Source organism: Methylophilus sp. Q8 (assembly GCF_000800115.1).
Taxonomy (GTDB): Bacteria; Pseudomonadota; Gammaproteobacteria; order Burkholderiales; family Methylophilaceae; genus Methylophilus.
Genome location: NZ_JUHE01000001.1, coordinates 1,306,117 through 1,332,570, shown reverse-complemented (window position 1 = coordinate 1,332,570; position 26,454 = coordinate 1,306,117). Strand labels below are relative to the sequence as shown.

Below are 26,454 nucleotides of genomic sequence, written 5' to 3'. Positions count from 1 at the left end.
CCGCTCAATGTCGAACAATGCACTAAAAATGCTCAAGATTCAAGAAGTCCAAATATTTTAAGGATACTGGCTTAAACCCTGGTCACACGGGATTTTTCTGACACAAAGGGCATCGACATCGGATTCGCGAAAATACGTGTCACTTTTGCCGCTGGCTGGCCATGCCCCTCGGCAGCCATTGCAGAGGGGTTATGCATATCCTCGCGCAATAAAGCATCCATAAAATGCCCTTTTTCAGCTTTGTGTGCACGCTGACCAGCCCTGTTACTCACCGCATCCACCACCAACACATGGCTGGCAACCATGGGGCCCTCAGCATGCATATCGCTTGGTGGATTGGATCCAATCGAGACCACGGTCATAAACATCCCGATAAACATAATTACCAGCGCGGCGGAAACCGCTCCTGCCGTGATCGCGATCAAAGACATAGCACTGGTCGCACCTGGCACTGGATTGGGTTTTTTCATGATGAACAGCCTCCCGGTTTTTAGATTTTGGTCAAATCAATACAGGTGCCATCATGCCGTACTGCACAGCGTCGCCCTATCCCACTCGCGCTGAATCTGTTGTAGGAATTATCGGACATAGCCCAACCATGAACCGCGAACCATGAACCGCCAGCAATAAACCAGAAGCGCCGCCATCACCACGATCGTTTTATAATGAACATCGTTATGCAATACAGACGTATTTTCACAAGGAAAAACCATGGACTTCAATGTGCTTTCTGCCTTCTATCTGGTACCGCTATTTATCTCGGCAATCGGCGGCTTAATTGAATTCAAAAACTGTGAATTTGATACGCCCAGGCATGCATTGAGCAAAGCATTCTTTTTGGCGTTCAGAAGCATGGTGCCCGTGCTGAATATTTTCTCGGCGATTTTGTACCTGATTACTTGCGGCACCTTTACCTGGAAGAAAACCGGCGCCTGGAAGAAGTCTGTGGCTTCAAAGAAATCATAAAGGAAAAAGAGTCATGTTTAAATATTGGTTGTTTTTGTTCGCGGCGATTCTCAGCGAAGTGACCGCGACCTCATCACTCAAAGCCAGCGCGGGCTTTACCAAAGCGATTCCCTCCGTGATTGTGGTGGTCGGTTATGCTTTGTCCTTCTACTTTTTATCGCTGGTATTAAAAGCCATCCCTATCGGCATTGCTTACGCGGTATGGGCAGGCCTGGGCATCGTGCTGCTGGCCGTGGTGGGCCGCGTATTCTTTGACCAAACGCTGGATACCCCTGCCCTGATCGGCATCGCGCTGATTCTGGCTGGAGTCATCATCATGAATGTGTTCTCAAAAGCAGTGGCGCACTAACGCTCAATCAAGCCCTTTGCCTTGAATATAGGTAGGCAACCCATCGATGCTGGTGTGGTTTTTTGCCTGCCAATAGTCCGCAATCCCGGCCTCACCTTTAGCCGCAGCCCAATCATTAAGCTGCTCGCGCTCCCCCACATAATCCATATAAGGCACTGACATGCCACAAGAGGTTTGTACCAGCTCAATATTCAGTACGAATATTTGCCGTGCGCCGGGCAAGGGATCAAGTTGACTAATCAATGTATCCCACTCAGGGTCATGTTTATGGATGACCGTGGCCTGACCGTATACGCGCAGAATTAATGGATCCCCTGACAACGCCATAAACATGATTGTCATTCTGGCATTCTGCTGCACATGGGCGGCAGTTTCATTGCCGCTCCCTGTTACGTTCAGCCATATCAGCTGATGCGGCGAAAGCACTTTAAGCGTGTGCATGCCTTTGGGAGAAATATTCACCCGTCCTTGATCCACCGCGGTGCCAACAAAAAACACTTTCTGCTCGGCAATAAACTGCGTATGTGCCTCACTTAATGCTTGAAACTGCTTACCCATCGCCACTCCCGAATATCATATGCGTTTATTATATGATCAGCTCGCGACTGTTGCATTCACCAGCCTCACAACGAGCGGCCTCACCAATTGCAAAAAGACAAATGCGCTCGGCATCGCCAGTGCATAGGCTTTGATAACCCTGATGAAATAATGCCCATTCACACCGGTATTGATGGCAACAATCACCATACACATCAACAAGGCCATGACAGCAGACATATAAAAAGCAAATACAACCGGTGTATATTTACGTGGTAGTTTGTAACGCATATTCATGTCCTCCGTTCTATTCAACGCAATAGATTCATCAATTCTGCGGCTAAAAACATACATAAGCCAAAAATAGTATGGTTAAGCAGGCTTTTCAGGCTATTCATGAATGGCTGCGGCATTTTACTAAATGCGATGCCAGCGCCCATGCCTGGCTGCATAATCAACAGTGGGAAAACAACCGTGAGCATTCCAACCGCCAGCGCTGCGCCAATTTCCGGCTCGCGCATCCACTGCTCACCACAAACCAGTAGCAATAGCTCAGCGATCAATATGCCGATGGCATAATGCACGGCCACGCCTATACCCCATTCGTGAGTCAATGCTGGTGATTTGCCAATATTGTCATGCACGAATTTCATCTGTGTGAAATGTCCGAACCAGCGGCCAAGATAGGCAAAATTGAGTGTTTTTAACCCCAATTGTTTCTGCCCCCATAACCAGCCATCAAACAACATAGTCGCTAGCAGGCCGACTAGCACCCCATTGTATAAAATAGTCACTTTCATATCGCTCCCTTTATTGACGAATGCATACCGTGTAACGCACTATACAAGTTCAAGTTAACTTGAGGTCAAGCCTGAAATGAACATTTCTGAAGTCGTGAAAAAGACAGGAATAAAAGCGTCGACGCTCAGGTATTACGAAGAAATAGGATTAATCAAATCCTTGGGCAGAAGAGGCCTGCAAAGATATTTCTCAGCGGATGTAATGGATCAACTGGCCCTGATCTCCCTGGCCAAATGTGCTGATTTCTCCTTGCAAGAAATCAGCACCATGTTTGCCGCAAACCAACAACACCTGGTGGATCGCAATAAGCTATTGGATAAAGCGGCACATATCGACGAGACCATTCAACGACTCACCATCATGAGCAACTGCCTCAAGCATGCCGCTGTGTGTCAAGCGCCCTCACACTTGGAATGCCCATCCTTCAGAAGGCTGATGAAAGCAGCCATCAAAGGCAGGCTGACTGGCAGCGATTAAAGCACACAATATCCATAAACTATCTTGACCAGAGCTAGACCGGACTAGCCGTACAATTTGCAGCAAGCTAACAGGCACAGTCCTACAAAATGCAGCATAATAAGCACACTCGTCATGCGATAAATCGTTGGCATCCGGTCATGTTCAGTGCTGTACCTGCCGATTGCCACATTCAAATAATCAACGCATTAGAACAGGATTGAACGTGGTCAATAAAACAAGAGAAAGTGCCATTAAGACTCTGGAGTTCAATCCGCATGATCTTGCCTGTGAAGAGCTGCGCCACGTTTATCGAGGCAAAAACAGTGGCAAGCTGATTGTATTGTTTAGTGGACTGGTGGCTGCTGCCATGCTGGCCTGGGACATCGGCGGCGTCTATGCAGGCGCATGGTACGCCTGGCTGCTGGTTGCACATGCTTGGCACTGGTGGCTGGGGCGCCTGGACTTTCTCTCGGCCAATGTCAGCATTGAACTGGCACGCATCAACCGTCATGTCATGGCCGCAGGCATGGCCGGGCTGGGCTGGGGTGCGCTCTCTATCGCACTGCCGCTATTGGGTCGCTCAAGCAAAGCCGCTATTCTGATCATTATGCTCATCGCGGTCATCGTGGCACTGCCGCGTCTGGTCGTGTTCCTGCCGATTTTCTTTGCTTTTGCGATTGGCGTCTATGCGCCCCTGCTGCTGGCGACACCGTTTCTGGATTTCGAGACCTTACATATGGTGCTGGTCATCCTGGTGGTAGTGGGTGCAACACTGTGGGCATCGGCAAGCGAAGTACGCAAAATTCTGATTGATGTCTTGCTCAAACAAATATCGTCGGAACAGGCCTCCTGGGAAGATCGCCTGACCGGCATTGGCAACCGCCGAAGTTTTGATGCCAACATGGCAACCACTTGGGCACAGGCCTCCCGCGCCAAAGTACCGCTGTCATTAATGATGGTGGATGTGGATTTCTTCAAGAAATTCAATGACAGCTATGGTCACCAGGCAGGGGATGAATGCCTGAGGCAAGTTGCATCAGCGCTAGATAGTTGCGCGCGCAGAACAGGCGACTCAATCACCCGTTACGGTGGCGAAGAATTTGCGGTGGTGCTGTTTCACACCCCCTTAAACGAAGCACGCAATATCAGCGACAGCATGCTGACGGCCGTTCAGAAGCTCAATATCCGGCACGAACAATCCACGCATGAAATCGTCACCATTTCGATGGGCATTGCAACCATCGTGCCAACGATGGAAAACAGCATGCAACAACTGATAGAAGAAGCGGATAAAGCCCTTTATCGCGCCAAGGAAAATGGGCGCAATCGCGCCGAATGGCAAATATTAAGCCCGACAAAAGAAGTCTAAAGGGCTTGCATGCCCTCGAATGTTACAAAGACTTTTACATCTCTGTCATATTTTGTCATCCCTAGACAAAAATTGTAAACAAGGCCAATGCATTTTCGGCCAAGACATAGTAAATTATTTTCAACAAAAATCACTAAAAATCAAACAGTTATAAAAAAACAATTTAAATAATGCTCATACCAGTTGTAAAGTGGGCACATTAGTTGCTATAAAAATTACATAAATGTTTTTTTGGGTAAAGCAATGAAGCCTGACCCGCTGCAGCAATCATTTCAGTCGCTCTTTAGAAGTTGGTTTTGTCATTTGTAAAATTAATTTGGGTCTATGCCGACAACTTAAAGTCAAAGCAAGCCCAAAAAAATACTCGGGGAATCAAAATGCACAACACGATTAAAGTAGTCATTTCAAAATTTTTGCGCGACGAAGAAGGTGCCAGCGCCATTGAGTACGCACTGCTTGCAGCGATGGTAGCCATTGCCCTGGTCACTTTCGTGAAGCCGATTAACGGCCTCATTTCCGACATTTTTACCCAGATTTCAACAGCACTCACTCCATAATCACTGCGAACATCAGGCAATTGCACACTGAATGCAGCCTATGCCTATCGCAGAAACAATCATCATTGTCTGGTGCCTGGGGATCGGCCTGGCGGATTTGTATGCAAGGCGTATCCCAAACATCTTAACGCTTGGGTTAGGCTTGATCGCCATAGGCTGGTTGCTGATCACCGGGCAAGCCATGCTTGGCGCAAACTGGCAATCTGTCGCGCTTGGTGTCGTCGCCAGCCTGCTACTGACATTGCCAGCTTATGCTGCACGCATGCTGGGCGCCGGTGATGTCAAATGCTTGCTGGTCATTGCTTTACTTGGCCCGTGGCACACGATGCTGCTCACCTTCGTGATTGCAGCCATGCTGGCAAGCGTATTCGGCCTGGTGTACATGCTATTCATTCGATTAAGGACAAACCAAGCAATCCCCAAACGGTGGATGCCTTTTGGGGCCGCCTTAAGCGCGGGACTACTCTGTGTCATAGGAATGGTGAAATGATAAAACCAATCAATAAAATTTTCCGCCTGCCACGATTGGGCACACAAACAGGATCGGTTGCGATTGAGTTTGTGATGCTGTTTCTTATTTTCTTTGCGCTGTTCTACGCCATGGTGAATTACGCCATTGTGATGCTCATGCAATCTGCGTTTGTGCATGCGGTGGAAGAAGGCGCGCGGGCGGCGATTGCAGTGGATCGTCTGGCATATGCCAATAATTCGGCTTATCTCAGCAATGGCGTAGATCCAAGAGTCAGAACGGTGGTTGGCAATTCACTGAACTGGCTGCCTGCCAAGCCAAAAGATAAAGTACTGGGTTCCGCTAACAGCAAAGTGCAATTGTCTATGAATGGCAACCAGCTGACTGTTCGCGTGGTGTATAGCAGTTATGCCAATGACCCCCTGATCCCCATGCTGACCTTACCTGTGATTGGCCAGATCCCCAGGGTACCTGCCGATCTGGCGGGCACAGCAGTGATCGAACTTTAAAAAAGACACCACACGGAGGATGACATCATGAACAGTACATTCCTGCGTATATTAGCGGCATTGATGGTGATCGCCGCCATCGTTACCGGCTATCTCGGTTATCGGATCAGCAACAAAAAACCTGCGGAGTCATTAACCGTTGTCGTGCCCTCGTACTCACACGTGTTGGCCACAAACGATATTGCCGCCGGGCACGTGCTGACTGCTGAAGACCTCAAAGTAGCTACCACGCAGCAACATGACAAGCAGGCCTTCAGTGATCCACAACACCTGATAGGTAAAGCAACCACCAGCACAATCATGAAAGATACACCATTCAAAACCTCCCACTTTCCTGCCAAGAATGTATTTGGCCAGGGACTTGCGCCTGATGAGCGTGCAGTTGCCATCAAGGTCAATGAAGTGATCGGGGTCGGTGGTTTTATCAAGCCGGGGGATCGTGTAGACGTGCTGCTGTATTTGCACAGAGACCAGGAAACCGGGCAAGTGAGTTCCAGCCAAGTGGTGCTGACCAATGTGAAAGTGCTGGCCTATGGTACACAGACGGGAGAGCCTGAACCCATCCCACAGGAAGAAGTCGCTCAAGCAACACCAAACAAGCTGGGGCTGAGCAATAGCCGGATCGACAGCAAAAATAGCCGGGACAGTCGTTCTGCCATTCTGGCGGTACACGCACAAGATACGTCAAAACTGATGCTGGCAGATAGCACGGGCATATTGCGTTTAGCCCTGCGCGGCGAATCACTGCCTGGGACAGATGCATCAGCGACGACAACTAACCAGTTTGTCCGCCTTGGCGAAGTTTCCCAGCCTGCAGGGATAGCGCCCGCCACTCCGGTTAGCACCACAGCGGAGACCACCAAAGTTGCCGTGAAACAGCATACGCCTGCCACAAAACGGCAACGCATTATTGTTCATCGCGGTGAGCAGGTAGACGTTGTCAACGTGAAAAAATAACAATAAGAAAGCCAAGGATACATCATGCAAACAATGAAATATGCCTGGTCAATGCTGCTGAGTTGCCTATGCAGCCTGGCGCTGCTTGCCCAGGCCGAGGAGCCCAATGAGCTGAGCCTGGTTGTCGGGACCCAGCAGGTGTATGTGCATGCCAAAGCGGTCAAACGTGTCGCGGTAGGTAACCCGGACATTGCGAATATCACTATGCTGACATCGCGCAATCTCATGATTACAGGTAAACAGCCGGGCGCGACCGAGATTTCAATCTGGGAGAGCGAACAGGCGGCAGCGCCCGCCAAGCAGATCAAGGTCAGCGTGAGCATTAGCACGGCGATTGAAAAGCAAAGGCTGCAATTTTCCAAATCGATCAAACTATTACCGGCAGGCAGCCAGGTAGCGATTGCTGGCGATGCAGACTCCTTGGAAGAACACGCATTAGCACGCCAGGCGATAGATAAAAAGGCCGAGGCGCCCATGGACGCCACTTCAAGCAACTTTGATAACCAGGTGCAGATTGATATCAAAGTGATAGAAGTCAGCCGCCAGAATATGATGCGCGCCGGATTTTTCCTGGGTAAGAATAGTCGCAACTCCACCATCGCCATCGGCACGCCGGGAAACCTGAGTGGCGTACAAACTGGGGATAACAGCTTTACGCTGAATAGTGCCTCAGGCTTTCTAGCCAATGCCAGCGCATTCAATTTTGTGGCCGGGAATGCAAGCCGGGGCTTGCTCGGCACACTGAGCATTCTCGAGGCCAATGGCTTTGCGTATACGCTGGCAGAACCCAGTTTGACCGCATTCTCTGGTCAAAGTGCAAGCTTCCTGGCGGGTGGCGAGTTTCCGGTCCCCATCCGCGCTGGCGCCGGGGGCGATAGCACCGTCACCATACGCTACAAAGAATACGGGGTGCGCCTCATGCTCACGCCCACGGTGCTGGATGCAAACAGAATATTCCTTAAGGTGTCGCCTGAAGTCAGTGAAATCGACTTCTCCAATGCGGTGCAAAGTGGCGGTGTAGCCGTACCAGGGCTGCGTGTGCGCAGGACGGACACCAGCGTTGCCTTAGGGGATGGCGAAAGTTTTGTGCTTAGCGGGCTGGTTAGCCGCAATACGCTGCAAAACGTGGACAAATTGCCAGGCCTGGGAAATTTACCAATTATCGGTGCCTTTTTCCGATCGACCCGCTTCGAACGTGAAGATAAGGAATTGTTGATGATCGTGACCCCACACCTGGTGCGCCCCATTGCCAAAGATGCAGCCATGCCCGTATTGCCGGGCGGCAACCTGCGTGACTACAACCCCAGTTTCAGTGACTTGTTTTTCCAAAAAGGGCCCCAGCCAGATGCTGGCATCCCTGCCACCGGTTTTTCGAGGTAATCGAGATGAGTGAACGCAACTGCTATATTGCCATCACCCAGACCCAGGAATGCCTGCAATGGTTAAGCCAATCACTCAAGGATGAAGGGGATGTAATTCCCGGCGACTCTCCTGCAACAGAGCGCATAGTACAACTCTCGGATGCGGTGGGGGCTACCACCATCTTTATACAGCTGAATCCCGCCGACTATCGGCAAGAGGCCCAGTTGATTGAAGGCATTATTGCAGCCAAACCATTCTTGCCGGTGATCGTCGTCGCAGATTCTTTTGACCAGAATTTGCTATTAACTGTAATGCGCCTGGGTGCGCGCGACTTTATCAAGACCGATACCCGTGCCAGCGAAGTGGTGGCTGAAGTTAAACGCCTGACCCCTCGCGATGCGGCATTGCATGCACCGCAAGCAGATCATGGCGGCAAAATCACTGCCGTGATCAGTGCGCGACCTGGCAGTGATTCACCGATGCTGGCCCTGCACCTGGCCCTGGCCGTGCAAGAGACGGAACCTACCCTGCTGCTTGACCTCGGCGTCCCGCACGGAGATGCCATGTTATACCTGGGGCTGACCTCGTCCTACAGTTTTATTGATGCCATTCGCAGCCTGCGCAGAATCGACTCCACACTGATCCAGACCGGCTTTGGCCGACATAAAAGTGGCCTCACCGTACTCTCAATGCCGGAAGACCCCTGGGCAGGCGCACAATTCACGGCAGCAGATGTCTGCGTGCTGTTACGGAGTTTGCGTCGACACTTCCCCAGAATCATCGTCAATCTTGGTGGCATGGTCGGCTCGGATTTCCTGCTGCTGTTATTAGGCAATGTCGATCAAGTACTGCTGCTAGTCGAACAAAGTGTGCCTAGCTGCCGGCAAAACATGCAACTGATCAAACATCTGCGAGAAGAAAAAGTCGCGTTGAGTGGCGCAGGTGTCGTGGTAGACCATTACCTGTCAAAAATGCCGCCTGATGCCGAGAGTATTGCCCAGTCTTTTGGCCTGCCGCTGCTGGCCACCCTATCCTCGTCAGGCATGGCACGCCTGGCCACCATGAATTCAGGGGAAAGCATGTTTGAGCTGTCGCCAAATGACCCATACAGCGTCAGTGTACGCAAACTGGCCGACAAACTACTGGACGCCCCTGTCTCTGCCTCAGAGAAAAAGGACGGTCTGCTTCACAAACTGATTTCTGCGATCACGCCTCTGCGTGAAAAGCACTAGAGGGGCAATGATGAACCTGCAGCTACGTGGATTTGATTATGGCCTGAAACAGGCACAAGACTATCAGGAGCTCAAGTTTCAACTCCATCAGCACCTGATTGCAGAAATTGAACGTGACCATATCGGCCTGCTGGACCTCGCCCGCAGTGACATCGCAGACTATGTGCGGGAGAAGGTGATCAGCTATGTCGCCGAGCGGCATCTGCCCATCAGTGGCTACGACCTGGACAACCTGGTCGAAGAAGTCGTCGATGAGCTGGCGGGCTTTGGCCCGCTGGAAAGCCTGATCAAGGATGACCGTATTAACGATATTCTGGTGAACGGCCCTAAAAAGATTTTTGTAGAACGGGATGGACGACTCGAAACCACCTCGTTGCGCTTCATTGATAACGAACATGTATTACGTGTGATTCGCCGCATTCTCGCGCACTTGGGCCGTCGTATTGATGAAGCCAGCCCCATGGTGGATGCCCGCTTGCCGGATGGCAGCCGGGTCAATGCCATTATTCCGCCACTGGCGCTTGATGGCCCTTGCCTGTCTATTCGTAAATTCCGCAAGCAACCCTTGCTGTCCGGTGATTTGCTGCAATACGGCACCTTAGACAACGATATGCTGGCGTTTTTGACCGCCGCTGTTGAGCGTCGCTGCAACCTGATTGTCAGTGGCGGGACCGGCGCCGGTAAAACAACCTTATTGAATGTCTTAAGCCGCTTTATTCCCCACAGCGAGCGTATCGTCACCATTGAAGATGCCGCAGAGCTGCAACTGGAACACGAACACGTGGTCAGGCTGGAAACCCGGCCATCGAATATCGACGACCATGGTGAAATCACTGCACGTGAACTGGTGAAAAACTCTTTACGCATGCGGCCAGACCGCATCGTACTGGGCGAAGTGCGCGGCGAAGAAGTGATGGATGTGCTGCAGGCAATGAATACCGGCCATGACGGATGTATGAGTACCGTGCATGCCAACAGTCCGGAAGACGCCATGTTGCGTTTCGAAATGCTGGCGGGATTAGCCAAATTTCATGGCACAGAAGCCACCTTGCGCAAAATGATCGCCGCCGGGATTGAGCTGGTGGTGCAAATTGCCCGCATGCCCAACGGGCAACGCAAAGTGATCTCGATTACCGAGATTGCAGGGGTACGGGATGGTCATTTCGTGCTGAATGAACTCTATGCTTATGACGCCAACACCGGGTATTTTGCACACCCGATGGTCCGCCCCTGCAATAAAAAGTTACAAGACCTGGCGTTCAGGAAACTGTGATGAATACACTGGCCATCTCGTTCATTGTCGGCGCCATAGGCATGCTGCTACTCGCCGCATGGATGCTCAGGCACAGCAAACAGAAACGTTTGCGCGAACGCATGATGCTGCATTTCAGAGAGGTGCTACCGTATGGCAGTACCGTCTCCGGCGTCGCACCCGGCGACCAGCAAAGTTACTGGCACCTGCTTAAGGTGCGCGCCTCTATCTATGCCGGGTTCGAGCTGCAAAAGAAGCATGTTGTTGGTATCCCGGTCGCCTTCATGTTCACCGGCATGGTGGGGTGGCTCATCTATGGTTTTGTGGGCGCCGTGCTGATCTTCAGTGCCGCGATCTTTGTGTTCGGTTTTCTGCTGCCATACAGCCGCTTGCATCGGCGACGGGCACAAACGGTTGCCCAGATCCCCCTGTTTATTGATCAGGTATTGCGCAGCCTCAGTACCGGCCGCAGCCTGGAAAGCGCCATGCGTTTTGCCGCAAGCGAGGCACTGACACCATTACGTGACGTGGTGGATCGCGTGGTGCGCGCAGCGGACCTGGGCGCAGATATGATCGAAAGCCTGTCAGAGGCAGCCAAGCTACATAATTTGCGTGAACTGAACCTGATTGCGCTGGCCATGCGCATCAGCAATCACCACGGCAGCAGCCCGCGTGACATGCTGGAGAGCGTGGTAAAAATGGTGCGTCAGCAGGAGCTGGCGCGGCGGGAACTGGCCGCCATGACCGGCGAAACCAGAATGTCGGCCTGGGTGCTGGGAGTGACGCCGCTGGTCATCGCTGGCTACATCATGTTAACCAACCCCAACTACCTGAACATGTTACTTGAGGATGCCTCAGGGCAAACCATGATAGTGACCGCCATGGTATTTCAAGGGCTGGGGGCACTCATCCTTTGGCGCATGCTACGGAGTGTTTGACGATGAATCTGGCCTGGTCGATCTCTATTATCCTGATGTTACTGGCGGCGGGGCTATTTCTTTACACGGCCCAAAAAAATAGCCACCCAAGACATATCCAGCGACGTTTTCGCGAAGCCTTGCATCAGGAAGGCATTCATATCTCTGCCCAATTAGGATCACTCGACCTTGAAGAGGCCTTGCAAAACATGCTGGACAAGGTTTCACGCAGCGAAATGGAAGAAATGCAGCGTTTGCTGCTACAGGCAGGCTGGCCGGGGGCCAAGGCAAAATGTACGTTCTTGCTAATCGCATGGGGACTGCCCACGGTACTTGGTGCCTTTTCTGCCATGTATGCCATATTGAACCAGGACAGCCTGATCAATGTGCTGTTTCATTTGCTTTTTGTGTTTGCAGCCACCTTTGTGCTCATTCGCCGCTCGCTGCGCTGGAAAGCGCAAAGCCGGCGTGATGCCATCCGCAAAGAGGTGGTGCCGTTTTTGCATCTGCTGCGCATGTTGTTTGAGGCAGGCCTGTCCATGGAGCATATTCTGCTGGTCATCGAGCAGCAGGGCAAAGACCTGATTCCCAACCTTGCCGAAGAGCTCGGCCTGGTAATCAAACGTATACAAACGGGTCAAGACAGGTCGGATGCGCTGGCCGAAATGGCCGCGCCATTAGAAGTGATGGAGTTGAACGACACGATTGCCATGCTTAAGCAGGTCACGCGTTATGGCGGTAATATCAGAGACTCACTGACTGAATATACCGCATTGATCGAGCAACGCCAGGTCTCGGAGTTGCGCGAATATGTCAGCAAACTCTCGGCAAAAATGACCGTGGTCATGATTCTGTTCTTGTTTCCAGCACTGATGATTTTCCTGGCCGGGCCAGGATTTATCGGGCTGGCGAAAGCATTGAAAGGAGCAAACGGCTTATGAAATCGATCACCATCATGATGGTATTGGCAGGACTTTGGCTGCATGGCTTGCCACATGCGCTCGCTGCTGATACCGATACAAAAGCGCTGCGACAGATCAAAGTCCCAGCCAATAAGGCTTGCACAGAAGTCTCTGCTGAAGAGACCACAAAGCTCGGATTCATTCAGCAGATGCTGGCAGAAGGCAAACCGCACGCGGCACTTGCCCATCTGGAAGCGGCCAACATTAAAAATGAACAGGCAGCTTTGCTGCGTGCCCATGGCTTACGCCAAACCGGGCGCGCCTTGCAGGCCCAGGTCATTTATGAGCAGTTAACCACCAGTTGCGTTTCCGGGTACGCCTATCGCGGCCTGGGGCTGATTGCCAGCAATGCCGGTCATTTGCAAGAGTCACTGCGCTATTTGCAGGCAGCCAGTAATGCGCTACCAACGGAACATACCATCCGTAATGATCATGGCTACGTCCTGATGCAATCGGGCGCAACGGAACCGGCTTTGCACGAGTTTTTAACCGCAGTGGAGCTTGCACCGGACTACCGGCAGGCGGCCCATAACCTCATCCTGCTGCTTTACCAGCAAGGCGACACCGCCAGGGCCGAGGCTTTTGCCAGGCAATTTGGCGTCGACGCCGAAGAAATGCAGCAGCTTAAGAAAATGACACCGGAAAACCGTCGGGCAGGCCCTTAAACCGCAAGGAGTGCATCATGAAACGATTTATTACGCTCACCCTCTACGGCTTTTTCAGCGTCACCCATGCCATGGCGGAAGACAACCAGGCCATCGTTCAGCCACCTGCACGCGCGCTATCGCCGACGCAACAATGGCTGGAACTGCAACGCTCTGGCAAAGCGGCCTCGCCCCAAGCCCAGCCGGTCTCTGGCGAGGTGATGGATAAAGTGCATAGCCGCTACATCAAGAGCTTTGAGAAACCCATCCCAGAGTATTATGAGCATGCAATGCCCACCACCCGCTAGCGCGCAATCCCAGCGCGGAGCGATCGGCCTTGCCGGCGGTTTGCTGCTATTGATGGCATTGCTGTTCACTGCCCTGGTGGTAGACAGTGGCCGCCTGTGGATGCAGCAAAAGCAATTGCAATCGATTGCAGATATGTCTGCCATCCATGCCTCACGCTATCTTGGCTGCCAGGCCAATCTGCAAAATATCGTACAAATGGCGCAACAAGCAGCGGTGAATAATGGCTACGGCGGACAACTTGCCAGCAATCCTAACCAAGTCCTGCTTGGCAGGCTGGATACCGTACAAGGCATACGGCAATTTACGGCTGATGGCAGTCATCAGGCGATTTATGTCAGGGCGACAAAAGAAGTCGCTAAAAGCCTGGTCGCCGGTGGGCTAATGGGTGGCACCATGCTCTTGCGGGCGGAAGCGGTGTCAGTGTCCGATCCGCCATTAGCCGTGTTTAGTGTAGGCAGTTTTACAACCAGCCTCAGCAGCCAGCAATCCGTGCTGTTGAACGGGCTGCTCGGAGGCATGCTGGGTGGGCCACTCAACCTGGATGCAGTGACCTATCGAGGCATCGCAGCCACCAAAATCACGCTGCACGATATCCTGGCCGTGTCCGGCCAAGCCGGTACGCTGGAGGATTTACTCAATACCAATATGCAAATTGGCGATCTACTCGATCTGCTCGCCAGTGCGGCAGGCCAGAGTGGGGCGGCAAATCTGCAAGCGGTCTCGGCCATGCAGAGTATCGCGGCGATTGCGATCAAAAATGTCCCCATCAAGCTGGGGGATGTGCTGGCGGTGACCACACCTGACACCAATGCCGCGGCTGCTGTTGCCCTGAATGCATTATCCATGATTACCACAGCCGCCATGATTGCCAATGGCACCAATGCGATCAGCCTGCCTTTAACACTCAACCTGGCCTCTATCACCAATATCAACGCGCAAGTGACGGTCATTGAACCGCCCCAACTGAGTGTAGGCCCGGCAGCGGGCAGTGGCAACCTATGTGCTATCGCGCGAACGGCGCAAATCAGGGCCAGGGTTGGCGTTCTGGTCAACATTCCACTGTTGGCACGCATAGACCTGGCGTTGAATACCGAAGTCGCACAAGGCTCTGCCGGGCTGCGTACCATACAGCAAAATGATGGCGTATCAGAGGTTGAAATAGACGCCAGCCCCGGCATCGCAGCGCTCACGCTCACCAACAATGCCGGTACGGGGCCAGCAAGAGTGTCCACCTTGTTGAGTATTCCTATTGCAGATATCGGCTTAAACCTACCTATTCAACCGGCCAATGCCCAAACGCTTCAATATTCAGTAGCGAATCCGGTGGAGAATCACTTACCCCAAATGCAGTCAGTCTCCAGCCCGGTGGGCAGCAGCCTGGAAAACGCCCTGTCAAAATCGAACGCACTCAATGTGACCATTTTGAGTGTACTGAATCTGGGATTGGTGAATAATGTGATTTCCACGCTGGTCAGCCCGCTGTTGGCGGAGATCGGGCGTGTATTGTTAGACCCGCTACTGAATTTACTAGGCATCCAGGTGGGTGGCATGGATGTCACCCTCGAGGATTTGCAATATCGTCAAGCCAAGCCTTTGGCCATGTAGCGACGGCCTGGCTGTCTATCCCCCCTTGACTTAACCGCAGGAGAATCAAGTGACCCATCGCAAAGTATTAATTGCTGGTGCAACAGGCCTGGTAGGCTCGCATATCTTGCAGCGCCTGTTACAAGACGATACGGTCTCAGAAATCCATCTGCTGTCCAGACGCGATCTCGCGCTCCAACATCCCAAGCTCCACCTGCATCAAGTAGACTTCAAGCAATTACCCCCACTGCCGCCGCTAGATGAAATTTATCTGGCACTTGGCACCACGATCAAACAAGCTGGTAGCCGGGCAGCTTTTGAAGCCATAGATCTGGACGCAAATGTGGCCGTGGCAAACGCCGGACTCACCGCTGGCGCAAAACGACTCGGCTTGGTGAGCGCCATGGGGGCAGATGTTGATTCAATGCTCTTTTATAACCGCATTAAAGGCGAGCTCGAAGCTGAGCTCTCCACGCTGCCCTTTGAAACCTTGGTGATCGCGCGCCCCTCTTTTTTGCTAGGTGACCGTGACGCGTTAAAGCAGCCGCAACGACATGCTGAAAAACTCGGTATTCTTATTTTCAAACTGTTAGCACCGCTCTTACCCATACACCTGCGCGCTGTAGAGGCCTCTAAAGTGGCGGCATGCCTGGTGACGCACGTGCCTGCTGTGTCAGGTGAGAAAATCATCCTCTCTGGAGAGCTGCAAAATGATGGATAAAAAAAACCAACAGATGAGAGAAATCAAGGGATCAGGGCCACCGGAATGCCCGGCTGAATATGTGATGATCGCGCTCAGTGAATGCAGCTTATTGCGCCATCACCGACTGAATCAAACTTCGATTTTCTGAAGAGACGTCCAGAAACTCCAGATTGGTTCTAAAGCCCTTCATGCCACACAGCGAAGAGAACGTCACCCGGCAATTAAACCGGTAATTACGCAGTGCCGACCCGACAAATACCGGCACATGCACATTGCATATCTGCCCGGGTTTATATTGCTTGTCGGCAAAGAGGCTCATTCCCATCAAAGAGATATCGTGCGTAAACACGATATATTGACAGCCGGTACTATCGACTAACTGAGATTTCTTGTGCCACGAGCGACGATTCTTGTCTATTGAGGTATTGTGCAAACTACTGGAAGACATGGACTAACTATGACTGACTTAATTGCCCGGCATTATATGATAGACACCTGTTGAAAAACCGGGATTGCCAAGCCAGGTAAATCAACTTTACGCATCCTATCCCGTCATAACAAATACAACGAGAAATGCATTAAAGTAAGGCATGACGCATCGAGCATTTCATCATGCCAGGTCATTTTAAGCACATAAAAACCACTACATACTTAGTCTAAAAAATGAATAACTCTCTGACTCATATTTTTGCAACCGCCATTGTTGCGCTCTCTGTCATTGCAAACGCTCGTTTAGCTGCCGAAGAAATGCCGCAACCCTCGACCATCAGGCTGCCTGGCATTTACCATGTATGGGGCAAAGAGACGAAAGACATGCCCTCGATTACTTTTGACGAACTAGAAGAATGCATGAGTTCTGATGTCACGATCAGGCAGCGATTTGATAGCTTCCAACTCGAAACAAAACAAATGAACGAAGAAGTGTTAAAAGCCGAGAATAGTGTGCAGGAAAACCAGCATGCCCGGCTAACTTTGGAAAAAGAGGCAAGTGCGGTGCAGTCAGAGATTGCAGCAATGAATGCGCTGAATGATCAGTTCTCTCAAAGAAAACAAGCGCTCTCTGTGCAAACGCGCCAAAGAGTGGATGCGCCAACGGCAAAGAAAATCAATCAACAGGTCGACCAATTCAATAAAGACATTGCTAAATTTAATGCTGACTCATCCGTATTAAAAGAAAAAACGCAGCAATTAAAAGCAAAACAGCAGCAATTTAATGACAATTTAGAAGGCTTAAAAAACCAGTTAGACCAATTAAATAGCAAAACCAGTGCGTTTAACGAACGCAAAAAATCTTTCGATAGTACGCTTCTCGCTTTTAAAGACAAATGCACAGGTGCACATAAGCTCGAAAAGTAAAAAGGCACCTCCGAAGAGATGCCTTTTCTAGCACTGAATCAATATGCAGTTAATCGAATGCGGATAGGGAATGTTTTACCCCGTTTAAAATAAGTCACCTCAGTTTAAACGGTCCTAGTGGCAAAGCATGCCCTGACTGAATAATGCCGGGAAGCGCCTATCTTTCATATGGGAAATTTTCCCGAATGTGCCGGGAAGGCGCTTCGTATCAACGCGAAAAACTTTAAGGTGCGTGAATCACATTCACCACTTTCAACCGCCTGGATTCGCCATTCGGGAATGGCCAGTCAATTTCCTGGCCGACTTTTAACCCGAGTAAAGCAGTGCCCACCGGTGAAAATACAGAAATCTTTCCCAGTTTAAAATCAGCTTCGTCTGGAAAGCATAACTCAACTTCTCTTTTTAAATCGTTGCTTTTATCCAGGTAAATCACACGTGAGTTCATCCTCACGACATCCACAGGCACTTGATCCGCTGCAACGACAATCGCCCTGCCTAGCTCATCCCGTAACAATTCATCATTCGCCAGCGTCGATAAGCGCGCATAGTCCTGATCCGACAATATTAAGTTTTCAGATTCCATATTTTCCAACCATACAAAATGCTAATCATCCCCAAGGGCAAGCGGACAGAATAATAGCTACAGCTGGAAAAAATAAGCCTGTGCAATAGAACATCACTGTTTCCTATATGACTACAATCACTCTATGTTGCAGCGATCAAGCATCATAAAAGAACTGCTTTTTCAATCCAAGTCGGATGGCGACGCTTTATCCCAATAAGGTTCTGCACCAAATCGCTCAGATAAATAGTCAATGAAGACGCGGGTTTTCAAAGGTAAATTCCGCTTGGGCAAATACAATGCGTAGACATGTTGTTCTACAGGAATGTATTCAGACAAGACCGATTTCAGACGTTTGGCTTGCAGGTCCTTACCGATAATAAACGTTGGTAATAGCGCCAAACCAAAGCCACCCAATACGACCTGCGACAATGCCTCATCGTCATTAATCCGCAACCTGCCAGAGACATTGACGGCAACCTCGCCTTGCGGCCCGTTAAAGCGCCACAAGCCTTTATCTCCCGAGTGAATATAATCCAGGCAATTATGATTGACTAAATCCTGCGGGATGACGGGAATGCCATGGCGCTCGAAGTATTTGGGGGTTGCGCACAGGTTTCGTCGAATCGGTGCCAGCTTTCTCGCCACCAGGCTTTGCGGCAAATCCCTGGTGATTGCAATCACCACGTCATAGCCCTCTTCAGTCAAATCCACGAAGCGATCGGTAATCGTCATGTCGATTTCCAATTGCGGATATCGATCCATAAACTCAGCAATGGCAGGCGCAATATGCAAGGTGCCAAAAGCCACTGAAGCGGCTACTTTAAGCACGCCGCGCGGTTGTGCATTCAGGCTTTCAATCATTTGCTGTGCTTCTTCGGCTTCATAACTGATGCGGGTGCAATAGTCATAAAAGCCAGTGCCAATTTCGGTCAAGCTGAGATGCCGGGTACTGCGGTTAAGTAAACTGGCGCCTAAGGCATGCTCTAACTTCGCGACCGCCTTGCTCACGGAGGATTTGGTCATGCCCAGCTTCCTGGCTGCAGCGGAGAAGCTTTGCTCATTGACTACATGCGCAAAAATGATCATCAGGTTTAAATCATACATCAGCTGATTGTATCCCAATAAGAAACAGTTATATGCAATCTGAAGGACTAATTTTATCCATAGAAATGTATAACATACGACTTAGATGAAGGTTAAAAATGAAGCATAAACAAGGATGTTGAGCCATGTATAAAACATTTTCCAATACCAGATTATTCGTGATGACTTATCTTGTCCTGATATTGCCAACCTATTTGGCTGATGCTGGCGCTGTTGCAAACGACTCCATACTTTATGTATTGTCCATGGTCGGAATATGGGGAATCTGCTTGATCAGAGGCACCATTATCGGCAAAAACTGGTTGGTGCTCATCCCGTCTGTCGCCTTTGTATTCGACCTGACACCAGCCCTGGCAGCGATTTCATTCGTGCCTTATTTGTATCACTTGCTGGCCATACTCTTAGGGGCAGCATCTCCATCAGTCGCCGTCACTCATACCGACACTTATAAAATGAGATGAATCAGGTTTAGAAATCTGAATGGATACCGTAACTGCCGCGCTCCTGAGCCCTTCAATGAGCGCGTGAAAATCGCGTACCTTACGCCAAGCCGACAGATCGGCCAACGATCTAACTCCAAATGACCATCAATTAGTCACCTCAATCCCCCTCTGACCAGCCCCCTCTTGCATTACTCCAAAAAAGTTTATACACTACATACAGACCTGTCTGCCTACAATGGCGACCTATCCTAATTTAAGCGTTTCGCATTAGGTTTAGTCAGGCAGCCTTAGTGGTGTGGCGAATTAAAACAAAGATTTCAAGGGGAAATAAAAATGAATGAAGATAAACATGCAGGCAATGTGATTTTACTGAGGACAGCTTGCATTACATTGCTATTGGGTTTAGTGCTTGCATGGTGCCTGGTGATGACCCGTGGCATGAAAATTCCTTACATGCTCAATATATTTACCAGCACCGAAAATCTGCTATCTGGCCATTTAGACTACTTAATGATGACCATGTTGTTATTAGGTTTTTATGCCTCAAAAATCAGCTTGCCCAAGTTTGTCCTGTGGCCAATGGCATTAGGTTCCATCGGCAATCCAACGGCATTTCTCGTGTTAGCGATTGCCCCCAAAATTCATTCATTGCCTTATATTGTGTTTCTCTATACGACATTATCGTTAACCACCTTTGGGTTTGGCATGGCTGCGATTAAAACGCTTAGATACTCTCTGAAGTAAGCTTAACGCTAGCGTAAAGCAATAGCATTTGGGCGCATACTCACCATGGGCATCAATCTTAAGAACTCGTATACACAATATGGTTTGATCGCCAGAATTCTGCATTGGACCAGTGTAGCGATGCTGTTAACCATCATCGTGGTGGCTAGCCAGTTCACAGACAAGGCTACCAACGCTGACAAACTGACACTAATCTCCCTGCACTCTTCAATCGGCATTCTGCTGCTGATATTGATGCTTGCCAGGCTGACATGGCGAAACCTGAACCCAAATCCTATTCATTCTTACAGTATCAAAACCTGGCAAAAGCTGGTGGCGATTTCCCTGCACAGATCTATATACCTCATCATCATGACACAATGCTTTTTAGGGATATTGATGCTGCTAAGCAGCGGCGAACCATTGCATTTTTTCGACATATTCGAATTACCGCCATTACTTGAAAAAGCGCACCCCATTCACCAAACCTTATTAGGCTTTCATTATTTAATTTCGGTGATGATTTACCCGCTATTTGCAGTCCATATTACTGCGGCCATTTATCATCAAATCTTTGGCTTAATAGAAGAGCATTCATAGAAAATCCTATCAGGGCAGCTTCTATCAATAGCGGCCACTATGAGGCGAGGCGAGCACTACAGTTTGCCATTCTCGCCCTGATAAATACCAACACGCACACCAAGCCAACACTCTCCACCGGAATGACCGCCCAAGCTTTATTGCCAGCGGTAACCATTCGCTCAATACGTATCGTTAGCTGACACACACCCATCTGATGCAATTAAATTATCAGATGGTTGCATTATTTCCATATTTATGGAAATATAGAATACATGGACATTAAATCAGCAGTGACGCAGCTTTCATCAATCGCTCAAGAGGCACGCCTGGAGATATTTCGCCTGCTTGTTCAAGCAGGCATTGAGGGGCTACCAGCGGGCAGCATTGGTGAGAAACTCCACATTCCGCCCAGCACGCTTTCGTTCCACCTCAAAGAGCTTAGCCATGCCGGACTGATTCACTCGCGCCAGGTCAGCAGATTTATTTACTACACGGCCAACTATGCCGCAATGAATGGTTTACTTGCGTATCTCACTGAAAATTGCTGTGCCGGTGTCACTGAATGCTGCCCCGATGTCACAAGCTGCAATCCCGAGAAAGGGAATGAATAATGAAACGTATGCATTTGCATGTCTCCGTTGACGATATCAATCAGAGTGTCGGCTTCTATAGCAAGCTCTTTGGCGCGTCTCCAACCGTCTCTAAACCCGACTATGCCAAGTGGATGCTGGATGACCCGTTAGTCAATTTTGCTATCAGCAAACGTGGTGCCAAAGCTGGCTTAGACCATATTGGCATTCAGGTTGAGCATGAATCTGAGCTTGAGGAAATCAAAGCGCGCTTAGAAAAAGCCGAGCTTAGCCTGGTGACTGAAGAAGGCACGACTTGCTGCTATGCAAAGTCTGACAAGCATTGGGTGCAAGACCCCTCTGGAATTGCCTGGGAAACCTATCGCACATTAGCCAGTGCGCCCACCTTTAGCGGGCAAGAAGCATCAGCGCCTGGTGCTGCCTGTTGCATTCCGGCTGCGCAAAAGATTGAAATAGCTACCCGTAAGAAGTGCTGCTAATGAATCAGATCACGCAAACCAGCCCGATGAGCAACTTTGAACGCAACCTGACATGGTGGGTGCTTGGCTGCATCGTAACCGGCATCGCATTAGGTCAGGTGTTTCCTGGCTTCTTCCAAACTGTGGGCAGTCTCAAAATCGCTGAAGTGAATCTCCCGGTAGCTGTCCTGATATGGCTAATGATTATCCCGATGCTGCTAAAGATTGACTTCAAGACCATGGGTGATGTCCTGGCGCACAGCAAGGGCATAGGCGTGACATTGTTCATCAACTGGATAGTGAAGCCTTTCTCCATGGCCTTGCTTGCATGGCTATTTATTCGCCACTTGTTTGGTGACTTATTACCCGCGGCGCAAATTGACAGCTACATCGCTGGCCTGATTCTGTTAGCGGCTGCCCCATGCACGGCGATGGTGTTTGTCTGGAGTGGACTATGCGGCGGCGAGCCTAAGTTCACACTCTCTCAGGTAGCACTTAATGATGCCATTATGCTGTTTGCCTTCGCGCCACTGGTCGCATTATTGTTGGGGCTATCCAGTATCGTCGTCCCCTGGAACACGCTCTTTTTGTCTCTGCTGCTCTTCGTTGTCGTCCCTGTGGTGATCAGCCAGTTTATGCGTGAAGTGATATTGTCAGGCCGTCAGCAAGCGCTGGACACATTACTCAAACGCATCCAGCCTGTTTCCCTGTCCGCATTACTGGCAACGCTGGTCTTGCTGTTTGGTTTCCAGGGTCAGCAGATTATTGCGCAACCCTTCGTGATCGCCTTGTTAGCAGTGCCTATCACCATTCAGGTGTATTTCAACGCCATGCTGGCGTACTGGCTAAATAAGAAACTGAAGGTGGCTCACTGTGTCGCCGCCCCATCGGCACTGATTGGCGCTTCAAACTTCTTTGAGCTGGCGGTAGCAACGGCTATCGCGCTGTTTGGGTTCAACTCAGGTGCGGCGCTCGCCACCGTGGTCGGTGTACTCATTGAAGTGCCCGTCATGTTGTCTGTGGTCGCAATCGTCAATCGTAGCCGTGATTGGTACGAGAACGCCTAATTATCGAAAGCATGCAATGAATATCCTATTTTTATGTACAGGTAACTCCTGCCGCTCCATCCTGGCTGAAGCAACATTCAATGCATTAGCGCCAGACAGCATGCAAGCCATGAGCGCAGGCAGCCAGCCTACTGGTGAAGTGCATCCGCGCTCTATCGCCCTGCTCAAGCGTGAGGGCATAGCCACAGAGGGCTATTACAGCAAGTCATGGGACAACCTACCAGTGACACCAGACATTGTTATTACAGTCTGCAGCAATGCGGCAGGGGAAACCTGCCCGGCATACCTTGGTAACGTACTAAGGGCGCATTGGGGCGTTGATGACCCCGCCAAAGCAACTGGTACAGACACTGAAATAGACGCTGCATTCACCAAGGCATATTCGACTCTACGCACAAGGATTGAGGCATTCCTGAGCCTGAGTCCTGACTGCCTAAATAATAAAGAAAAACTAAAGCAGGCATTACAGCTGATTGGTCATATTTGAGCGGTCTGAAAACGCACTCACCAAGAGTTGAGGCTCCTGGTGAGTGTCATGATCCTAGTTCAGAATCCCGGCTCAGAATCTTAGTTCAGAAAATTAGATACCTTGCTTACAAAGTCGGCATGAAATTGGAACAGTGAACCGTGAGCAGAGTCTGGATATAACACTAATTGCGCATTTGGTAAGTGTTGATACATGGCAATTGAGTTGGCCGTATCTAACATCGTGTCATTTGAGCCCTGAACAACTAGCACCGGTTGCTTGATGGATTTCAATAAATTAAATTCCGAATCAGGTGTGTTTGCCCAAGTAATCAATGCTTTGGCATGTGAGTTCATATCTTCTTTTGAGATTTCCGGGTCACGATCTTTGCGAACGCTGGATCGAGCTATGAAGGCTTTGCCTGCGGCCTGACTTTGCGCTGTCTGAGTGAAAAATAGATACAGTCTTGGATCACCATTATTCTGTGCAAATGCCTCCCCAAGCACTTTCAATAAATGATCTCCACCGCCTTTATTTGAAGTACCGACCAGGACTACCTTGCGGATTTTATCCGGGTGAGCCGCAGCAAGCTCTTGAGCAATAAAACCACCCATTGAGAAGCCCAGCAAATCAACCTGCTTATACCCCAGAGCATCAATAAATGCGTCTGCATCTTTGGTCATTTGATCAATGCTGTCGGCTACTTTTCCAGTACTGTGACCCATACCCGTGTTATTAAATACAATCACCTGATGTGTCTTAGCCAAGCCATCGACAACTGCAGGATCCCAATAATCCATTGTGCCGGTGAAGTGCTGCAAAAATACAATTGGCGTCCCTGTCTTTTTACCAAAACTTCTGTATGAGAATTTGACTCCATTCGCCTCAACGGTTTGATTGGGAGCTGTTGCCAGGCCCACATTGGCCACACCAGCAGTCGCTTCTGTCATACCCAAAGTCAGCAATGAGTTGAAAATCAGCGCTTTACTAATCAGGTTCTTAAACTTGTTCATTTCTATATCTCCTAAAGAAAAATTAATTATTTACCTATCGGTAAAAAATAATCTACAGAGAGATATTGCACTTGTCAACATATTTATGTACCATTTGGTATATAAATTATTGGAGGCAATATTATGAGTACTGAAATTGCTAAACGGCAACGTGGAAGACCAAGAACCTTCGATAAGGAAAAAGCACTTCACATCGTGCTAGATCTGTTTCGCAAGAAAGGATTTGATAACACTTCAGTAGATGACATCGCTTCTGCCCTGGATTTGAAAAAGCCGAGCCTGTATGCCGCATTCGGGAATAAAGAGCAATTATTCCTGAATGTATTACATGCATACGTGAGCGGACCTACCGCCTATTTCCATGAAGTGTTTAATGAGAAGACGACGAAAGAGCTTGTCAGAAAGCTACTTTTAAAATCGATAGAGGTGCTTTTTTATTTTGATAAGCCGAGTGGATGCCTGGTCGTCATGAGCACAGCCAGCCAAGAGCTGGAGCGGATTGGTATCCAGCAGAAACTTATCTATAACCTGCAACAACATCAACATAAATTAGCTGAGCGATTTGAAAGTGCCCGAAAAACAGGCGAGCTTAGAAAAGATATTCATGCAGATCAACTGGCTTTGTATGTCGTCACGATACACAAGGGGCTCTCTCTCCAAGCGATTAACGGCTCAACCGAAACTGAGTTAATTGGCTTGGTGCAACAGGTGATAGATTTTTGGCCAACAGCATCATGAATACTTCATCGAATACGATTGTAAATGATCAAATAGGCCAATTAAGGCCGTGGCTGATCTTCCATATTGCGAGCCTGGCTACTTTCCTGGTTTCAATTGATACCACTGTCCTTTATGTGGCCTTTCACAGCATTGCCAAGAGCTTTCCGGATGCCAGCGCGACTAGCATCTCATGGGTAATGAATGCTTACACACTGGTCTACGCGACATGCCTGATACCCGCCGGTGGATTAGCTGACCGCTTTGGCCGTAAAAGAGTATTTATGTATGGCGTCGCCGCATTTATTTTGGCTTCGGTGTTATGCGGATTGTCTCCCAATGTACATACTTTAATTTTAGCCAGGATGCTGCAGGCAATGGGGGCATCCCTGCTCGGCCCAGCGGCTTTGTCGTTAATCTTGGAAGCATTTTCCAAAGAGAAACGTGCCATCGTAGTGGGGGCCTGGGGTGCCATAGGCGCATTAGCTGCAGCACTTGGCCCAGCTTTTGGTGCCTGGATTGTAGACAGCTTTGGTTGGGAGTGGGCGTTCTACATCAATTTGCCAATAGGTTTGTATTGCCTGATCAGAGGCCGAAGACATTTGATCGAATCCAGCAACCCTGTCGCCAAGGTGAGATTTGATCTGGTGGGCGTGGTATTCATTATTGGCGCAATTGCTTTGATCGTTAGTAGCTTGATTGAGTACAAGCTATATATCAATCAACTGATTTTTCCAGCAGCTTTGCTGACTGCAGGCGTATTTCTGCTCGCAGTGTTTGTATATTGGTGCAAGCGAGCGTCGAATCCGCTCGTTGATCTCAACCTTTTTAAAAGTAACACTTATCGTGCAGTGAATATTGCTGCATTTTTCTTTTCCATCGCTTTCGCAACGATGTTTTTCTCATTTTTCTTCCTCATGACCAAAATCTGGGGTTACAGCTTGCCGCAAGCCGGATTAGCCATGATGACGGGACCTGCAACTGTGGTACCCACAGCTCTCCTCGGTGGTAGAGCCGCGTCTAAATATGGTCACAAAGTGGTACTCACTTTAGGTTGTATTATTTTCTCCATGAGTTCCCTTTGGTATTTATATGCGATCACAGCGACACCTGATTATTTATGGGCATGCTTACCTGGGCAGATCATTTCAGGCATTGGTGTGGGTCTTGTGATGCCGTCTTTATCTGGTGCAGCGGTACATGATTTACCGCAAAAGGATTATGCCATTGGTAGCGCAATTAACCAGGCAGTGAGACAGGTTGGGACTGTGTTTGGTGTGGCAATCACCGTTGCAATTTTGGTAAAAACGTCTGTCGTATTAAATGACTTTCATCACTTATACGTCATCCAATTCTTATTGGTGATTATTTCTGCAGCGCTAGTCACCCAAGTTAATACAAAAAAGTAATCATAAACCCTCGTTTGGCGCAG

35 protein-coding genes are annotated in these 26,454 nt (G+C 49.6%); 27 read left to right on the top strand and 8 right to left on the bottom strand.

Features of this window, described 5'->3' with window-relative positions; genetic code table 11:
• Nucleotides 1-71: 71 nt before the first annotated feature.
• Nucleotides 72-470, bottom strand: coding sequence for a hypothetical protein (locus GQ52_RS06535; protein ID WP_047516051.1), 399 nt, complete (start codon nt 468-470; stop codon nt 72-74).
• 241 nt (nt 471-711) lie between these two features.
• Here GQ52_RS06535 and GQ52_RS06530 point away from each other — a divergent pair, with 241 nt between their 5' ends.
• Together GQ52_RS06530 and GQ52_RS06525 are read left to right on the top strand one after the other, a co-directional pair.
• The gene (locus GQ52_RS06530; protein ID WP_047516048.1) at nt 712-966 is read left to right on the top strand and encodes a hypothetical protein; all 255 of its coding nucleotides are present in this window, start codon (nt 712-714) and stop codon (nt 964-966) included.
• Nucleotides 967-979: 13 nt separating this feature from the next.
• On the top strand, nt 980-1,315 hold the full coding sequence (locus GQ52_RS06525) for a multidrug efflux SMR transporter (protein WP_019883567.1): 336 nt from the start codon (nt 980-982) through the stop codon (nt 1,313-1,315).
• 3 nt (nt 1,316-1,318) lie between these two features.
• Here GQ52_RS06525 and GQ52_RS06520 read toward each other — a convergent pair whose 3' ends face one another.
• The 3 genes from GQ52_RS06520 to GQ52_RS06510 are packed head-to-tail and all read right to left on the bottom strand — an operon-like array spanning nt 1,319 to nt 2,652.
• Nucleotides 1,319-1,873 carry a pyridoxamine 5'-phosphate oxidase family protein gene (locus tag GQ52_RS06520; protein WP_047516041.1) on the bottom strand — a complete coding sequence of 185 codons (555 nt, stop codon included), beginning with the start codon at nt 1,871-1,873 and terminating at the stop codon, nt 1,319-1,321.
• Nucleotides 1,874-1,909: 36 nt separating this feature from the next.
• The gene (locus GQ52_RS06515) at nt 1,910-2,149 is read right to left on the bottom strand and encodes a DUF2798 domain-containing protein (RefSeq protein ID WP_019883569.1); all 240 of its coding nucleotides are present in this window, start codon (nt 2,147-2,149) and stop codon (nt 1,910-1,912) included.
• Nucleotides 2,150-2,163: 14 nt separating this feature from the next.
• Complete coding sequence (locus GQ52_RS06510) at nt 2,164-2,652, bottom strand: DUF2938 family protein (RefSeq protein WP_019883571.1); 489 nt, start codon at nt 2,650-2,652, stop codon at nt 2,164-2,166.
• A 76-nt stretch (nt 2,653-2,728) separates the two neighbouring features.
• Between GQ52_RS06510 and GQ52_RS06505 the strand changes: the two genes are divergently transcribed.
• The 15 genes from GQ52_RS06505 (at nt 2,729) to GQ52_RS06435 (ending at nt 15,956) form a co-directional block, all read left to right on the top strand.
• Nucleotides 2,729-3,130 carry a helix-turn-helix domain-containing protein gene (locus GQ52_RS06505; protein WP_024930514.1) on the top strand — a complete coding sequence of 134 codons (402 nt, stop codon included), beginning with the start codon at nt 2,729-2,731 and terminating at the stop codon, nt 3,128-3,130.
• Between the two features lie 205 nt (nt 3,131-3,335).
• Nucleotides 3,336-4,481 (top strand): diguanylate cyclase, encoded by a 1,146-nt coding sequence (locus GQ52_RS06500; RefSeq protein WP_047518566.1) that lies wholly within the window; start codon nt 3,336-3,338, stop codon nt 4,479-4,481.
• A gap of 377 nt (nt 4,482-4,858) precedes the next feature.
• Nucleotides 4,859-5,038 carry a Flp family type IVb pilin gene (locus GQ52_RS06495; protein WP_019883574.1) on the top strand — a complete coding sequence of 60 codons (180 nt, stop codon included), beginning with the start codon at nt 4,859-4,861 and terminating at the stop codon, nt 5,036-5,038.
• A gap of 40 nt (nt 5,039-5,078) precedes the next feature.
• Complete coding sequence (locus GQ52_RS06490; protein ID WP_024930512.1) at nt 5,079-5,528, top strand: prepilin peptidase; 450 nt, start codon at nt 5,079-5,081, stop codon at nt 5,526-5,528.
• Nucleotides 5,525-6,016 (top strand): TadE/TadG family type IV pilus assembly protein, encoded by a 492-nt coding sequence (locus GQ52_RS06485; RefSeq protein ID WP_024930511.1) that lies wholly within the window; start codon nt 5,525-5,527, stop codon nt 6,014-6,016. Before GQ52_RS06490 ends, GQ52_RS06485 begins: the two co-directional genes overlap by 4 nt.
• A gap of 27 nt (nt 6,017-6,043) precedes the next feature.
• Nucleotides 6,044-6,973 (top strand): Flp pilus assembly protein CpaB, encoded by a 930-nt coding sequence (gene cpaB, locus GQ52_RS06480; RefSeq protein ID WP_047516039.1) that lies wholly within the window; start codon nt 6,044-6,046, stop codon nt 6,971-6,973.
• Nucleotides 6,974-6,997: 24 nt separating this feature from the next.
• On the top strand, nt 6,998-8,353 hold the full coding sequence (locus GQ52_RS06475) for a type II and III secretion system protein family protein (RefSeq protein ID WP_235273013.1): 1,356 nt from the start codon (nt 6,998-7,000) through the stop codon (nt 8,351-8,353).
• A gap of 5 nt (nt 8,354-8,358) precedes the next feature.
• Nucleotides 8,359-9,567 carry a lipoprotein gene (locus tag GQ52_RS06470; protein ID WP_047516032.1) on the top strand — a complete coding sequence of 403 codons (1,209 nt, stop codon included), beginning with the start codon at nt 8,359-8,361 and terminating at the stop codon, nt 9,565-9,567.
• Nucleotides 9,568-9,574: 7 nt separating this feature from the next.
• A complete protein-coding gene (locus tag GQ52_RS06465; RefSeq protein WP_047516029.1) occupies nt 9,575-10,840 on the top strand; it encodes a CpaF family protein in 1,266 nt (421 codons plus the stop codon).
• Nucleotides 10,840-11,757 carry a type II secretion system F family protein gene (locus tag GQ52_RS06460; RefSeq protein ID WP_047516026.1) on the top strand — a complete coding sequence of 306 codons (918 nt, stop codon included), beginning with the start codon at nt 10,840-10,842 and terminating at the stop codon, nt 11,755-11,757. Before GQ52_RS06465 ends, GQ52_RS06460 begins: the two co-directional genes overlap by 1 nt.
• A 2-nt stretch (nt 11,758-11,759) precedes the next feature.
• The gene (locus GQ52_RS06455) at nt 11,760-12,677 is read left to right on the top strand and encodes a type II secretion system F family protein (protein ID WP_047516024.1); all 918 of its coding nucleotides are present in this window, start codon (nt 11,760-11,762) and stop codon (nt 12,675-12,677) included.
• Complete coding sequence (locus tag GQ52_RS06450; RefSeq protein ID WP_047516021.1) at nt 12,674-13,363, top strand: hypothetical protein; 690 nt, start codon at nt 12,674-12,676, stop codon at nt 13,361-13,363. The genes GQ52_RS06455 and GQ52_RS06450 overlap by 4 nt, the downstream gene beginning before the upstream one ends.
• Before the next feature lie 17 nt (nt 13,364-13,380).
• Nucleotides 13,381-13,650 carry a DUF3613 domain-containing protein gene (locus tag GQ52_RS06445; RefSeq protein ID WP_047516019.1) on the top strand — a complete coding sequence of 90 codons (270 nt, stop codon included), beginning with the start codon at nt 13,381-13,383 and terminating at the stop codon, nt 13,648-13,650.
• Nucleotides 13,628-15,256: a hypothetical protein gene (locus GQ52_RS06440; protein WP_024930502.1), complete on the top strand. Its 1,629-nt coding sequence runs from the start codon at nt 13,628-13,630 to the stop codon at nt 15,254-15,256. The genes GQ52_RS06445 and GQ52_RS06440 overlap by 23 nt, the downstream gene beginning before the upstream one ends.
• A gap of 49 nt (nt 15,257-15,305) precedes the next feature.
• Entirely contained in the window at nt 15,306-15,956 is a 651-nt protein-coding gene (locus GQ52_RS06435) for an NAD-dependent epimerase/dehydratase family protein (RefSeq protein WP_047516016.1), read from the top strand.
• 88 nt (nt 15,957-16,044) lie between these two features.
• On the opposite strand, the gene GQ52_RS13910 is transcribed toward GQ52_RS06435, so the two are convergent.
• A complete protein-coding gene (locus tag GQ52_RS13910) occupies nt 16,045-16,386 on the bottom strand; it encodes a PilZ domain-containing protein (protein WP_081624269.1) in 342 nt (113 codons plus the stop codon).
• 215 nt (nt 16,387-16,601) lie between these two features.
• Between GQ52_RS13910 and GQ52_RS06430 the strand changes: the two genes are divergently transcribed.
• Nucleotides 16,602-17,294: a hypothetical protein gene (locus GQ52_RS06430; protein WP_235273011.1), complete on the top strand. Its 693-nt coding sequence runs from the start codon at nt 16,602-16,604 to the stop codon at nt 17,292-17,294.
• A 223-nt stretch (nt 17,295-17,517) separates the two neighbouring features.
• On the opposite strand, the gene rnk is transcribed toward GQ52_RS06430, so the two are convergent.
• Together rnk and GQ52_RS06420 are read right to left on the bottom strand one after the other, a co-directional pair.
• On the bottom strand, nt 17,518-17,877 hold the full coding sequence (gene rnk / locus GQ52_RS06425) for a nucleoside diphosphate kinase regulator (protein WP_047516013.1): 360 nt from the start codon (nt 17,875-17,877) through the stop codon (nt 17,518-17,520).
• A gap of 162 nt (nt 17,878-18,039) precedes the next feature.
• Nucleotides 18,040-18,963: a LysR family transcriptional regulator gene (locus tag GQ52_RS06420; RefSeq protein WP_047516010.1), complete on the bottom strand. Its 924-nt coding sequence runs from the start codon at nt 18,961-18,963 to the stop codon at nt 18,040-18,042.
• Nucleotides 18,964-19,088: 125 nt separating this feature from the next.
• Between GQ52_RS06420 and GQ52_RS06415 the strand changes: the two genes are divergently transcribed.
• The 7 genes from GQ52_RS06415 (at nt 19,089) to GQ52_RS06385 (ending at nt 23,313) form a co-directional block, all read left to right on the top strand.
• Nucleotides 19,089-19,424: a hypothetical protein gene (locus GQ52_RS06415; protein WP_047516007.1), complete on the top strand. Its 336-nt coding sequence runs from the start codon at nt 19,089-19,091 to the stop codon at nt 19,422-19,424.
• A gap of 315 nt (nt 19,425-19,739) precedes the next feature.
• Complete coding sequence (locus GQ52_RS06410) at nt 19,740-20,150, top strand: hypothetical protein (protein WP_047516005.1); 411 nt, start codon at nt 19,740-19,742, stop codon at nt 20,148-20,150.
• Between the two features lie 45 nt (nt 20,151-20,195).
• Nucleotides 20,196-20,729 (top strand): cytochrome b, encoded by a 534-nt coding sequence (locus GQ52_RS06405; RefSeq protein WP_047516002.1) that lies wholly within the window; start codon nt 20,196-20,198, stop codon nt 20,727-20,729.
• A gap of 254 nt (nt 20,730-20,983) precedes the next feature.
• A complete protein-coding gene (locus GQ52_RS06400; protein ID WP_047516001.1) occupies nt 20,984-21,322 on the top strand; it encodes a helix-turn-helix transcriptional regulator in 339 nt (112 codons plus the stop codon).
• Entirely contained in the window at nt 21,322-21,780 is a 459-nt protein-coding gene (locus GQ52_RS06395; RefSeq protein ID WP_047516000.1) for an ArsI/CadI family heavy metal resistance metalloenzyme, read from the top strand. Before GQ52_RS06400 ends, GQ52_RS06395 begins: the two co-directional genes overlap by 1 nt.
• On the top strand, nt 21,780-22,826 hold the full coding sequence (arsB, locus tag GQ52_RS06390) for an ACR3 family arsenite efflux transporter (protein ID WP_047515999.1): 1,047 nt from the start codon (nt 21,780-21,782) through the stop codon (nt 22,824-22,826). The genes GQ52_RS06395 and arsB overlap by 1 nt, the downstream gene beginning before the upstream one ends.
• A 16-nt stretch (nt 22,827-22,842) precedes the next feature.
• The gene (locus tag GQ52_RS06385) at nt 22,843-23,313 is read left to right on the top strand and encodes an arsenate reductase ArsC (protein ID WP_047515996.1); all 471 of its coding nucleotides are present in this window, start codon (nt 22,843-22,845) and stop codon (nt 23,311-23,313) included.
• 80 nt (nt 23,314-23,393) lie between these two features.
• Here GQ52_RS06385 and GQ52_RS06380 read toward each other — a convergent pair whose 3' ends face one another.
• The gene (locus GQ52_RS06380; protein ID WP_047515994.1) at nt 23,394-24,305 is read right to left on the bottom strand and encodes an alpha/beta fold hydrolase; all 912 of its coding nucleotides are present in this window, start codon (nt 24,303-24,305) and stop codon (nt 23,394-23,396) included.
• Between the two features lie 123 nt (nt 24,306-24,428).
• Between GQ52_RS06380 and GQ52_RS06375 the strand changes: the two genes are divergently transcribed.
• Both GQ52_RS06375 and GQ52_RS06370 read left to right on the top strand, forming a co-directional pair.
• Nucleotides 24,429-25,043, top strand: coding sequence for a TetR/AcrR family transcriptional regulator (locus GQ52_RS06375; RefSeq protein ID WP_047515991.1), 615 nt, complete (start codon nt 24,429-24,431; stop codon nt 25,041-25,043).
• Nucleotides 25,025-26,431: an MFS transporter gene (locus tag GQ52_RS06370; protein WP_235273009.1), complete on the top strand. Its 1,407-nt coding sequence runs from the start codon at nt 25,025-25,027 to the stop codon at nt 26,429-26,431. The genes GQ52_RS06375 and GQ52_RS06370 overlap by 19 nt, the downstream gene beginning before the upstream one ends.
• Nucleotides 26,432-26,454 lie beyond the last annotated feature (23 nt).